Raw genomic sequence first — 10,816 nt, forward strand, 5'->3', positions numbered from 1 at the left:
TTGATCACCCACCGCATCGGCGTGGACGACTATATTTCCGGCTTCGAGGCGATGAAGAGCGGCAATTCCGGCAAGGTGGTGATGGACTGGTGAATGTTGGCCGGGTGCCGTTCCGGAAACGTTAGAGGGGTGGGCAGGATCGCTGCGTAGCAGTTTCATAGCTGCGTCGTTGATCTATCCAATGCCCCCTTAAGTGCCGCCATCCCTTCCGTGACCGCCGCTCGCTCGCTCGCGTTCAGCCTTCCCAGCAAGTCCCGCTCGAACGCTTTTGCCAACGGCACCATCTCGCGATAGGCGGCAAGGCCCGCGTTGGTCAGCGTCAGGTGCTCGACACGGCGGTCTTTTTCATCAGGTTTTCGCGTCAGCCAGCGGCGCCGTTCGAGCTCGGCGACGGCGCGCGAAACCTTGGTCTTGTGCATGGCCGACTGTTCGCCGAGCGCTGTTGCCGTCATCGTGCCATGCTGGCCGAGACCGGCCAGCGTGCGCCATTCGGGCCGCGTCAGGCCGTGGCGGTCCTTGTAAACCCTGGAAAATTCGCGGCTGACAGCATCGGCAAGGCGATAGAGCCGGTAGGGCAGGAAGCTTTCAAGTTCGAGGGTGTCAGCCTCCATGGTCTGCTCCATCACGATTGATAGTTACATTTTCGATGGTTACAAATGAAACCAATTTGGTCAATCCAGGGAGGATGCCATGGCCTTTTCCTACATGCCGGGGTTCGGCAACGACTTCGAAACCGAGACTTTGCCCGGTTCGCTGCCGCAAGGGCGGAATTCGCCGCAGCGGCCGGCCTACGGCCTTTATGCCGAGCAGCTTTCGGGCTCGCCCTTCACCGCGCCGCGTGGCACCAACGAGCGTTCCTGGCTTTATCGCATCAGGCCGAGCGTCAGGCACACCGGCCGCTTCAAGGCGGCGGATTATCCGCTGTGGAAAAGCGCGCCGAATGTCGGCGATCACGAACTGGCGCTTGGCCAGTACCGCTGGAACCCGGTGCCGATGCCGAAGGAACCGACCGACTTCATTGCCGGCATGCGCTCGATCACCACCGCCGGCGACGTGCTCGGCCAGACCGGCATGGCCGCCCATGTCTATGTCGCCAACCGCTCGATGGCCGACGACCATTTCTTCAACGCCGACGGCGAGTTGCTTATCGTGCCGCAAGTGGGCGCGCTGCGCTTCGTCACCGAGATGGGCGTCATCGAATTGCGACCGGGCGAGATCGCCGTGCTGCCGCGCGGCCTCGTGTTCAAGGTCGAACTGGTCGATGAAACAGTGCGCGGCTATGTCTGCGAGAACTACGGCGCCAAGCTGACGCTGCCGGATCGTGGCCCGATCGGCGCCAATTGCCTGGCCAATCCGCGCGATTTCAAGACGCCTTGCGCCTGGTTCGAGGACAAGGAGAAGCCGTGCCGGCTGATCGTGAAATGGTGCGGCCAGTTTCATGTCACCGAACTCGATCATTCGCCGCTGGATGTGGTGGCGTGGCACGGCAACTACTCGCCCTACAAATATGATCTTGCAACGTTTTCGCCGGTCGGCGCCATCCTGTTCGACCATCCCGATCCGTCGATCTTCACGGTGCTGACCGCGCCGAGCGGCGAAGAGGGCACCGCCAACATCGACTTCGTCATCTTCCCGCCGCGCTGGCTGGTGGCCGAAAACACGTTTCGCCCGCCCTGGTATCACCGCAACATCATGAGCGAGTTCATGGGCCTGATCCACGGCCAGTACGACGCCAAGGAAGAGGGTTTCGTTCCCGGTGGCATCAGCCTGCACAATCTGATGCTGGCCCACGGGCCTGACGCAACAGGTTTTGAAAAAGCCTTCCATGCGGATCTGAAACCGGTCAAGCTCGGCAACACCATGGCCTTCATGTTCGAGACGCGATTCCCACAGATGCTGACCCGCTACGCCGCCGAGGTTGAAACCCGGCAGGACAATTACATCGACTGCTGGGCCGATCTGAAGAAGCGCTTCAACGGCACGCCCGAGGGCGACTGGTCTTGAGCGCTGATCCAATGCGGGATCGGCTGGTGCTGCTGGGCTCGAAGGGCGGCCCGGCGCTCCGGCCGGGCGGTCGGTGGCCGAGTTCGTCGCTGCTGATATTCGGCGGACGTACCATTATCGTGGATTGCGGGCTTGGCGTGACGCACGAGCTGGCCGAGACCGGCATCAGCCTGAAGTCGCTCGACCTGGTCTTCATCACGCATCTGCATTCCGACCATGTGCTGGAACTCGGTCCGCTGATCCACACCGCCTGGACGGCGGGTCTGGCGACACCGGTCACCGTGTTCGGCCCGCCCGGCACCGGCCATTACTGGCAGCGCTTTTGCCAGGCGATGGAATTCGACATCGAGATACGCATCGTCGACGAAGGCCGGCCTGATATCGCAGATATGGTTTCGATCATCGAGTTCGGCGAAGGCCGGGTGATGGAGGAGCGCGGCCTGAAGGTTTTGGCGCTACGCGTCGACCATCCGCCGGTGAACGACTGCTTTGCGCTGCGCTTCGAGCATGCCGGACAGAGCGTGGTGTTTTCCGCCGATACGGCGTTCTTTCCGCCATTGGCGGATTTCGCCAAAGGCGCCGACATTCTCGTCCATGAAGCCATGCTGGAAGACGGCATCGAGCGGCTCGTCGCGAAAACCGGCAATGGCGCGCGGCTGAGGGAGCATCTGCTCGCCAGCCATAGTTTTGCTGAGGAGGCGGGGCGCATCGCCAGTGACGCAGGAGCCAAAAGACTGGTGCTCAACCACCTCATCCCGGCCGATGATCCCGAGATCGGCGAGGCCGACTGGATCGCCGCCGTCAGGAAAACATGGGCCGGAGACTTGACGATTGCCCACGACGGCCTTGTTGTGGGACTGGAGCATGATCCCGAACCGAAGGACCGCGTTAGCGAAAAGTGAGAACCGGTTTTCGGAAGAGATCATAAGAACAAAATTCAAAGCGGCACCAAAGCCGCATCAGGAGAGGAAACCGCATGAAGCTTGCCACATTGAAGGACGGGACGCGCGACGGAAAGCTGGTCGTCGTCTCGCGCGACCTGACGCGGTTCACCGATGCCTCGTTTCTGGTGCCGACGCTGCAGTCGGCGCTCGACGACTGGAACCGGATCGCGCCGCATCTGGCGACAATAGCGGAATCGCTGGAGAACAATGCGGTGCCGTCAGCGCGCTTTCACGAGCATGATGCCCATTCGCCGTTGCCGCGCGCCTACCAGTGGGCCGATGGCTCTGCCTATGTGAATCATGTCGAACTGGTGCGGAAGGCGCGCGGCGCCGAGATGCCGGCAAGCTTCTGGACCGATCCGCTGATCTACCAGGGTGGCTCGGACAGTTTCATCGCGCCGCGTGATCCGATCCGCACGGTCGACGAGGCTCTTGGCGTCGACATGGAAGGGGAAGTCGCTGTCGTCGTCGACGATGTGCCGATAGGCGCAAGCCTCGATGCGGCAAGAGCCGCGATCCGGCTGGTCATGCTGGTCAATGACATCACGCTGCGCTCCCTCACCGCGCCAGAGCTTGCCAAGGGCTTCGGCTTCTTCCAATCAAAGCCGTCCTCGGCGTTTTCGCCCGTCGCGGTGACGCCGGACGAACTTGGCGAGGCCTGGGATGGCGGCAAGGTCAACCTGCCGCTGCTGGTCGATCTCAACGGCAAGCCGTTCGGCCGCGCCAACGCCGGCGTGGACATGACATTCGATTTTCCGGCGCTGATTGTGCATGCCGCGAAAACCCGGCCGCTGGCCGCCGGCACCATCATCGGTTCGGGCACGGTCTCCAACAAGCTCGACGGCGGGCCTGGCAAGCCTGCCTCGGCGGGCGGCGCCGGCTATTCCTGCATAGCCGAGTTGCGCATGATCGAGACCATCGAGGCTGGCGAACCGACAACCCCGTTCCTGGGCCTTGGCGACATTGTGCGCATCGAGATGAAGGACAGGATCGGACATTCGATTTTTGGTGCGATCGAGCAGAAGGTCGAGAAATACATCAGGTAAGATTGCACTGGGAGGACGTCTGAAACGATGAACCTGCTGGACCATTTCAGCCGCATGGCGCGCAACAATCTCTGGTCGAACGACCGGCTCTATCGCGCCGTGCTGCAGCTTGAGCCCGGCGAATTCGAAGCCGAGCGAACCAGCTTCTTCCCGTCGATCATGGCAACGCTCAACCACATCCTGGCGGTCGATCATCTCTATCTCGATTTTCTCGAAGAGGGCGGCGTTGGCGCCGCGGCCCATGACGATTTCGTGCCGTTCGATGAACCACAAGCGCTGTTTGACGCCCAGGGCGCATCCGACCGGCGACTGATCGCCTTTTGCGATCATTTGTCGGCGGCCGATCTCGACCGCCGTGTCATCACCGACCGGCGCGAGGACGGAAAAATACCGGAGCGCATCAGCGATCTGCTCGCCCACCTCTTCATCCACGACATCCATCATCGCGGCCAGGTGCACGCCATGCTGTCCGGCACCTCGGTAAAGCCGCCGCAGCTCGACGAATTCTTCCTCGACTATGATCTGAAGCTGAGGAGAGCGGAGGTCGAGCGGTTGGCGATTGATGGCGGCAATTAATTGTAGTTACGAAAATTCTTGACTTAATTATTGTAGGTACATAAATTTCGGATGAAGATCGTCTGGGACGAACCGAAACGGTTGGCCAACATCGAAAAGCACGGGTTGGATTTTGCCACGCTGGATGAGGAATTTTTCCTTACGTCAACGATCCGTGCGGCCAAAGCTGATCGTCTCATGGCAATTGGTCGGATGATTGACGGGATCGTTGCCGTGATCTTTGCCCGGCTCGGCTCCGAGGGCATCTCGATCATTTCCATGCGCCCGGCCAACCCGGCTGAAAGAAGATTGTACAATGACAAAACCTAAGCTGCAGACAAAATTCGAACCGGGGCGCGGCTACAGCAACGAAGATTGGGATGCCGTTTCGGACAATCCGGAATGGACAGAGGAGGATTTTCGAAACGCTCGTCCCTTCGCTGAAGTATTTCCGGACCTCGCCGAAAGCATTCGCCGTTCGCGCGGGCGGCCGGCGCTCGACAATCCCAAGAAACAGGTGACGCTGCGCCTCGACAGCGATGTGGTCGCTCGCTTTCGCGCCGGCGGTCCCGGCTGGCAGAGCCGGATTAACGACATTCTGCGCAAGGCCGCCGGCTTGCCCAAATAGGCGTCGCCTCACTCCGCCGCCTGCACCTTCAGCACGCCGCGCTTGATCTGGTCCTGCTCGATCGATTCGAACAGCGCGCGGAAATTGCCCTCGCCAAAACCCTCGTCGCCCTTCCTCTGGATGAATTCGAAGAAGATCGGCCCGATTACGGTTTTCGAGAAGATCTGCAGCAGGATCTTGGTCGTGCCGCCGTCAACCACGCCTTCGCCGTCGATCAGGATGCCGTGCTTTTTCATCCGCTCGATCGGCTCACCATGGCCGTGCACGCGGGCATGAGACATCTCGTAATAGGTTTCCGGCGGACCGGGCATGAACTTCAGCCCGTTGGCTGCCAGCCTGTCGGTGGCGCCGTAGATCTCGTCCGTGCCGACAGCGATGTGCTGGATGCCTTCGCCATTATACTTCTTCAGATATTCGGCGATCTGGCTGGTGTCGTCCTTGGACTCGTTGAGCGGGATGCGGATCTTGCCGCAGGGCGAGGTGATCGCGCGGCTGACCAGGCCGGTGATCTTGCCGTCGATGTCGAAGAAATGGATCTGCTTGAAGCCGAACAGGTCACGATAGAAATCCCACCATTTGTCCATATTGCCGCGATAGACATTGTGGGTGAGGTGGTCGAGATAATAGAAGCCGACGCCTTCCGGCTTCGGGTCGGGCTCGCCCAGCCAGTCGAATTCGGCTTCGTAGGCCGAGCCTTTGTCGCCGTAGACCTCGATGAAATAAAGCAGCGAGCCGCCAATGCCTGATATCGCCGGCACATCGAGCGCCTTGTCGACGCCTTCATAGGGTGTGGCGCCCTTGGCGACAGCATGGTCGAACGCGTGCTTGGCATCGACCACCCGCCAGGCCATCGAGGAAGCGCAGGGGCCGTGCTTGTCGACGAATTTCATCGCATGCGAGCCGGGTTCGGCATTGACGACATAGTTGATGTCGCCCTGCCGCCAGACGGTGATGTTCTTGGTGCGGTGCTTGGCTACCGGTACATAGCCCATGCGGGTAAAAAGGTCGGCGAGCTTTTCCGGTTCGGGATGCGCGAACTCGACGAATTCGAAGCCGTCGGTGCCGGCGGGATTGGCCTTGCTGATCGTTGCGGGCGGTGCATCGTGCGGGAAGGGACCCATGATGTTGTCCTCCTAAAGCTGCTTGGCCGCAAAGGGCCATTTTGACGCTACTATAGCGCGGATCAGGCGCATGGTGCTTGCATTCAAACGCTTTAAACGAATAGATCATGCGGGAATTGTGCATGGTGGATGAAAAAATCATGGATGAGGCGCGCATAGACCAGTTTGACCGCAAGATAATGGCTCTCTTGCAGGGCGACGCACGGCTGACCAACAACGATTTGTCGGAACGGGTGAACCTGTCGGCGTCGCAATGTTCGCGTCGCCGCCAGAGGCTGGAGGAGGACGGCTATATCAGGGGCTATCGCGCGGTGCTCGACCGCGACAAGCTCGGCTTCTCACTGGTCAACGTCATCTCGGTGACGCTCGCCACCCACAACCGCGACAATGCGCGGCGCTTCGGCGAGTTGGTAGCGCGGTTGCCGGAGGTGCAGGAGGCGCACGCGCTGACCGGCGAGATGGATTACATCCTGAAAGTGGTGACGCCCGACCTGAAATCGCTGTCGGAATTCGTCAACGGCGTGCTCCTGCCGCACGAATCCGTGCAGCATGTGAAGACGGCGATCGTGCTGGAAACGCTGAAGGAAACCGGCGCGCTGCCGATTTAGCCCTTCGACTGCTGGATCAGCCCAAAAAGGTTGGTGCAGCGTGCGCCGGAACGGCAATAGGCGAACACCGGACCTTCGAGCTCATCGAGCGCCTCAGCCTGGTCCTCGACATTTTGGGCGGTGATCTGGCCGCTGATGACCGGGATGTAGCGGAAGGTAAGCCCGGCGGCTTCGACTGCCGCCTTGACGGTGTCCGCCGAAGGCTGGCCGGGCTGCTCGTCATCAGGCCGGTTGCAGATGACGCTCTTGAAGCCGGCGGCCTTGATGGCGGCGACTTCTTCGGGCTGGATCTGGCCGGAGACCGAATAGTCCTCGGTGATCTGACGATATTCCATGTTTCCTCGCAAAACTGGTTTGGCCGCAGTCTTAAGACTTCCCGACGAGATCGGCAATCCGCGCAGAATGAAATCCCACTGCGCAGATAGTTATTTTCGACGGAGAATCCAACCGAGCCGACGCGGCCCGGCTGGCTAGGAAGGCATCAGCTTCCGAGGATCGCGCCTTTGATCTGGGCGATGTTGTTGTGCATCAGGTCGATATAGGTCGAGGCCGGACCGTCGGGCTGCGACAGCGCGTCTGAATAGAGCGTACCGCCCACCTTGACCCCGGTCTCGCTGGCGATCTGCTCGATCAGCCGCGCGTTGGTGATGTTCTCGATGAAGACCGACGCCGCCTTGTCCTGCTTCACCTGGCTGACCAGCTTGGCGACGTCGGCGGCGGACGGCTCCGACTCGGTCGAGACCCCTTCGGGCGCCAGGAAGGTGAGGCCATAGGCCTTCTCGAAATAGCCGAAGGCGTCATGCGAGGTGATGACGACGCGTTTCTCCTTCGGGATCGACTGGATCGCCGTCTGCACTTCGCCCTCAAGCGCGTCGAGTTTCTTTGTATAGGCGGCGGCATTGGCCTTGTAGTTGTCGCAACCCCCAGCGTCGGCGGTGCAGAAGGCATCGGCGATGTTCTTCACATAGATCTTGGCGTTGGCGATCGACTGGAAGGCATGCGGATCGGTCTCGCCATCAGTGTGGGCGCCTTCAGCAGCGTCGGCATCGGCGAATTCGGGTTTGAAGTTGATCGGCGTGACGCCCTTGGTCAAAACGGCGATCGTCGCCTTGGTGGCACTGGCGTCGACCAGGCGCTGCAAAAAGCCTTCGAAATGCAGGCCGTTGACCAGCACCACATCCGCACCCGCCATCGCCACCGCATCGGCCGGGCTCGGCTCTTAGACATGGGCATCGCCATCCAGCCCGACGATGGTGGTCAGATTGATCCGGTCGCCGCCGATATTTTTGGCGAAATCGGCAATGATCGTGAAGCTGGCGACCACTTTCAACGGCTCCGCGAAGGCCGACGACGCGCCAAAGGCTGACAATGTTATGACGCCCACTGCCAGGGCGGCGCGGATCGATTTCAGCATGGACGGCACTCCTTCGGGATCAGGCGGTTCTGTGGCGGTGATGGATAATACGGGCGCGCAGGATGCCGCGCGTGCCGAACAGGATCGAGGCAAAATAGACGACGCCGGCCGACAGGATGATGGCCGGGCCGGAAGGCAGCGACACGTGATAGGACAGAAGCAGCCCCGCGACGCAGGAGGCAAAGCCGATCAGCACCGCCAGCACGCACATCGGCTCGACGCGCATGGTCCAGAAGCGGGCGGCGGCCGCAGGCAGCATCATCAGCCCGACCGATAGCAGCGTGCCGAGCGCCTGGAAGCCGCCGACCAGGTTGAGCACGACGAGGCCGAGGAAGATGAAATGCACCGGGCTGCCCAGCCGGCTGACCGAACGCAGGAACAGCGGGTCGAGACATTCGGCGACGAGCGCCCGCCAGAAGATGGCGAGGCTGACCAGCGTGACCAGCACGATGCCGCCGATCAGTGTCAGCGCTTCATTGTTGAGCGCAAGCACGGTGCCGAACAGCACATGCATGAGATCGACGCTGGAGCCGCGGATCGACACCATCAGCACGCCGATCGCCAGCGAAATCAGGTAGAAGGCCGCCATCGAAGCGTCCTCGCGCTGGATGGTGAAGCGCGAGACGGCGCCGGCGCCGAGGGCGACGATGATGCCGGCAATCAGCCCGCCGATGGTCATCGGCAGGATTTCCAGCCCATAAAGCAGGAACCCGGCGGCAGCACCCGGCAGGATGGCGTGGGCCATGGCGTCGCCGGAAAGGCTCATGCGCCGCAGCATCAGGAACACGCCGACCGGGCAGGCGCCGAGCGACAGCATCAGCGAACCGGCAAGCGCCCGCTGCATGAAGGCGAATTCGGCGAACGGAGCGATGAGAAGACCGTAGAGCGTGTCCATCATGCGGCCCGCGGCCCGGAGCCGTGATGATGGTCGTGCGCATGGTTGTGCCCAGGGTCGTGCCCGTGATCACCGTGCTTGTCGGGCTCGCACCAGGGCGCGTTCTCCTCCCAGGCTTCGTGGAAGCGGCGCGCGCGCAACAGGTTTTCCGGCCGCAGCGTTTCCCTGGTTTCGCCCCAGGCGATTGGCTGGCGCGCCAGCAGCAGCGTCTCGGGGAAATTCTGGCGCACCAGTTCCAGATCGTGGACGACAACCAGGATCGTACGTTCCTCGCCATGCCAGCGCTTGATCAGTGCGATCAGGTCGCCAACGGTCTTGGTATCGACGGCGTTGAACGGTTCGTCGAGCAGAATGAGATCGGCGTCCTGCAGCAGCACGCGGGCGAACAGCGTGCGCTGCAGCTGGCCGCCCGACAGCGTGTCGATCGGGCGTTTCTCGAAGCCGCCGAGGCCGACGGCCATCAGCGCCTGGCTGACCGAATCGCGATCTTCCCTGGTGTAGCGGCCGAGCAGCCCGCGCCGTGGCCACAGGCCGAGCGAAACCAGATCAAGGACCCGGGCGGGAAAGGAGCGGTCGAGTTCCGACTGTTGCGGCAGATAAGCTGCGCGCACGCCGGGCGCCCGGACAACCGTGCCGGCCATCGGTTTCAACACGCCGACGATACCCTTCATCAGGGTCGACTTGCCCGAGCCATTGGCGCCGACGACGGCAGTCAGCGACCCGCGGCGGATCGTGCCATCGAGATGATGGATCGCCGGATGGCTGTTGTAGCCCAGCGTCAGGTCGCGGAATGTCAGGCAGGTTTTGGTCATGTGACGATCCGTGGAACACGACTAGTACGGCAGCGGCGGTGGATATGTGATGTTATTACATTAGTCAACAAGTCAATCCGGCGGAATTGCGGCGACCGGAGCAATTTGCGTGTGCCTATTTTCGCCCCACGCCTGCTGGCTCAAGAGGATTCGCTCATGCAACCTTGCCCCCAGCGAACCGCGACTCTAAAGAGGCGCGACCCACAAAGGAAGGAAGCGTCCAATGAGCATTCGTCGCATCGATGTTGGCCCACGCATGAGCCAGACCGTCATCCACGGCAACACCGTCTATCTGGCTGGTCAGGTCGGCGAACCAGGCGGAAACGTCGGCACCCAGACCAGGGACATCCTGGCGGCCATCGACGAATTGCTGGCCAAGGCCGGCACCGACAAGACCAAGATCCTGCAGGCGATCATCTGGCTGGCCGACATGGGCACCTTTGCCGAGATGAACGCGGAATGGGACAAGTGGGTGCCACAGGGCCATACCCCGGCCCGCGCCACCGGCGAGGCCAAGCTTGCCGGGCCGGAATATCTGGTCGAGATTATTATTACTGCAGCGATTTGAGATGCGGCTCTTAACCCTCCCCCTTGAGGGCCCTTGAGGGGAGGGTCGCGGAGCAAATGCCGCATGGCGGCATTTAGTGCCGCGGGGGGGGGGGGGGGGGGGTTTTGGGGCCCCCCCCCCCCGGGGGGGGGCCACAGGCGGGGGGCGCGGGGGGGCCCCCCCCCCCCCCCGGGGGGGGGGGGGGGGGGGGGGGGGGGGGGGGGGGGGGGGGGGGGGGCGGC

Annotated in this window: 13 protein-coding genes and 1 pseudogene; 8 read left to right on the forward strand and 6 right to left on the reverse strand. The window is 62.0% G+C overall.

Annotation, left to right across the window (positions count from 1 at the left end; translation table 11 throughout):
• Positions 1–155 precede the first annotated feature (155 nt).
• Positions 156–611 carry a MarR family winged helix-turn-helix transcriptional regulator gene (locus AC0L2K_RS34240; protein ID WP_287070675.1) on the reverse strand — a complete coding sequence of 152 codons (456 nt, stop codon included), beginning with the start codon at positions 609–611 and terminating at the stop codon, positions 156–158.
• Between the two features lie 79 nt (positions 612–690).
• Between AC0L2K_RS34240 and hmgA the strand changes: the two genes are divergently transcribed.
• The 6 genes from hmgA to AC0L2K_RS34270 all read left to right on the forward strand — a co-directional run bounded on the left by hmgA (position 691) and on the right by AC0L2K_RS34270 (position 5,177).
• Positions 691–2,004 carry a homogentisate 1,2-dioxygenase gene (gene hmgA, locus AC0L2K_RS34245; protein WP_473533566.1) on the forward strand — a complete coding sequence of 438 codons (1,314 nt, stop codon included), beginning with the start codon at positions 691–693 and terminating at the stop codon, positions 2,002–2,004.
• 11 nt (positions 2,005–2,015) lie between these two features.
• On the forward strand, positions 2,016–2,906 hold the full coding sequence (locus AC0L2K_RS34250) for an MBL fold metallo-hydrolase (protein ID WP_473533572.1): 891 nt from the start codon (positions 2,016–2,018) through the stop codon (positions 2,904–2,906).
• Between the two features lie 74 nt (positions 2,907–2,980).
• Positions 2,981–3,994: a fumarylacetoacetate hydrolase family protein gene (locus AC0L2K_RS34255; RefSeq protein WP_473533567.1), complete on the forward strand. Its 1,014-nt coding sequence runs from the start codon at positions 2,981–2,983 to the stop codon at positions 3,992–3,994.
• Between the two features lie 27 nt (positions 3,995–4,021).
• A complete protein-coding gene (locus AC0L2K_RS34260; protein ID WP_287239490.1) occupies positions 4,022–4,570 on the forward strand; it encodes a DinB family protein in 549 nt (182 codons plus the stop codon).
• A gap of 51 nt (positions 4,571–4,621) precedes the next feature.
• On the forward strand, positions 4,622–4,879 hold the full coding sequence (locus AC0L2K_RS34265) for a BrnT family toxin (protein WP_128170246.1): 258 nt from the start codon (positions 4,622–4,624) through the stop codon (positions 4,877–4,879).
• Entirely contained in the window at positions 4,866–5,177 is a 312-nt protein-coding gene (locus AC0L2K_RS34270; RefSeq protein WP_473533568.1) for a BrnA antitoxin family protein, read from the forward strand. The genes AC0L2K_RS34265 and AC0L2K_RS34270 overlap by 14 nt, the downstream gene beginning before the upstream one ends.
• A gap of 8 nt (positions 5,178–5,185) precedes the next feature.
• On the opposite strand, the gene hppD is transcribed toward AC0L2K_RS34270, so the two are convergent.
• Complete coding sequence (gene hppD / locus AC0L2K_RS34275) at positions 5,186–6,298, reverse strand: 4-hydroxyphenylpyruvate dioxygenase (protein WP_473533569.1); 1,113 nt, start codon at positions 6,296–6,298, stop codon at positions 5,186–5,188.
• 140 nt (positions 6,299–6,438) lie between these two features.
• Between hppD and AC0L2K_RS34280 the strand changes: the two genes are divergently transcribed.
• Positions 6,439–6,906, forward strand: coding sequence for an Lrp/AsnC family transcriptional regulator (locus tag AC0L2K_RS34280; protein WP_027153898.1), 468 nt, complete (start codon positions 6,439–6,441; stop codon positions 6,904–6,906).
• Here AC0L2K_RS34280 and AC0L2K_RS34285 read toward each other — a convergent pair.
• From AC0L2K_RS34285 to aztA, 4 genes and pseudogenes are all read right to left on the reverse strand, one after another.
• Complete coding sequence (locus AC0L2K_RS34285; RefSeq protein WP_128176911.1) at positions 6,903–7,241, reverse strand: protein tyrosine phosphatase family protein; 339 nt, start codon at positions 7,239–7,241, stop codon at positions 6,903–6,905. The two genes, AC0L2K_RS34280 and AC0L2K_RS34285, sit on opposite strands and share 4 nt — an antisense overlap.
• 146 nt (positions 7,242–7,387) lie before the next feature.
• Positions 7,388–8,320, reverse strand: a pseudogene (locus tag AC0L2K_RS34290) (metal ABC transporter substrate-binding protein).
• A 19-nt stretch (positions 8,321–8,339) separates the two neighbouring features.
• Positions 8,340–9,215 (reverse strand): zinc ABC transporter permease AztB, encoded by an 876-nt coding sequence (gene aztB, locus AC0L2K_RS34295; protein ID WP_473533573.1) that lies wholly within the window; start codon positions 9,213–9,215, stop codon positions 8,340–8,342.
• On the reverse strand, positions 9,215–10,027 hold the full coding sequence (gene aztA, locus AC0L2K_RS34300) for a zinc ABC transporter ATP-binding protein AztA (RefSeq protein ID WP_473533570.1): 813 nt from the start codon (positions 10,025–10,027) through the stop codon (positions 9,215–9,217). Before aztA ends, aztB begins: the two co-directional genes overlap by 1 nt.
• Positions 10,028–10,250: 223 nt before the next feature.
• Between aztA and AC0L2K_RS34305 the strand changes: the two genes are divergently transcribed.
• Positions 10,251–10,595 carry a RidA family protein gene (locus tag AC0L2K_RS34305; RefSeq protein ID WP_473533571.1) on the forward strand — a complete coding sequence of 115 codons (345 nt, stop codon included), beginning with the start codon at positions 10,251–10,253 and terminating at the stop codon, positions 10,593–10,595.
• Positions 10,596–10,816: the final 221 nt, after the last annotated feature.

The organism is Mesorhizobium sp. WSM4817, assembly GCF_055811135.1.

Bases quoted from the DNA above. Each gene is read 5' to 3' on its own strand.
- AC0L2K_RS34240 (WP_287070675.1), bottom strand. From the start codon at position 611: ATGGAGGCTGACACCCTCGAACTTGAAAGCTTCCTGCCCTACCGGCTC.
- AC0L2K_RS34260 (WP_287239490.1), top strand. From the start codon at position 4,022: ATGAACCTGCTGGACCATTTCAGCCGCATGGCGCGCAACAATCTCTGG.
- hmgA (WP_473533566.1), top strand. From the start codon at position 691: ATGGCCTTTTCCTACATGCCGGGGTTCGGCAACGACTTCGAAACCGAG.
- AC0L2K_RS34265 (WP_128170246.1), top strand. From the start codon at position 4,622: ATGAAGATCGTCTGGGACGAACCGAAACGGTTGGCCAACATCGAAAAG.
- aztB (WP_473533573.1), bottom strand. From the start codon at position 9,215: ATGGACACGCTCTACGGTCTTCTCATCGCTCCGTTCGCCGAATTCGCC.
- AC0L2K_RS34280 (WP_027153898.1), top strand. From the start codon at position 6,439: ATGGATGAGGCGCGCATAGACCAGTTTGACCGCAAGATAATGGCTCTC.
- AC0L2K_RS34255 (WP_473533567.1), top strand. From the start codon at position 2,981: ATGAAGCTTGCCACATTGAAGGACGGGACGCGCGACGGAAAGCTGGTC.
- AC0L2K_RS34270 (WP_473533568.1), top strand. From the start codon at position 4,866: ATGACAAAACCTAAGCTGCAGACAAAATTCGAACCGGGGCGCGGCTAC.
- AC0L2K_RS34285 (WP_128176911.1), bottom strand. From the start codon at position 7,241: ATGGAATATCGTCAGATCACCGAGGACTATTCGGTCTCCGGCCAGATC.
- hppD (WP_473533569.1), bottom strand. From the start codon at position 6,298: ATGGGTCCCTTCCCGCACGATGCACCGCCCGCAACGATCAGCAAGGCC.
- aztA (WP_473533570.1), bottom strand. From the start codon at position 10,027: ATGACCAAAACCTGCCTGACATTCCGCGACCTGACGCTGGGCTACAAC.
- AC0L2K_RS34250 (WP_473533572.1), top strand. From the start codon at position 2,016: ATGCGGGATCGGCTGGTGCTGCTGGGCTCGAAGGGCGGCCCGGCGCTC.
- AC0L2K_RS34305 (WP_473533571.1), top strand. From the start codon at position 10,251: ATGAGCATTCGTCGCATCGATGTTGGCCCACGCATGAGCCAGACCGTC.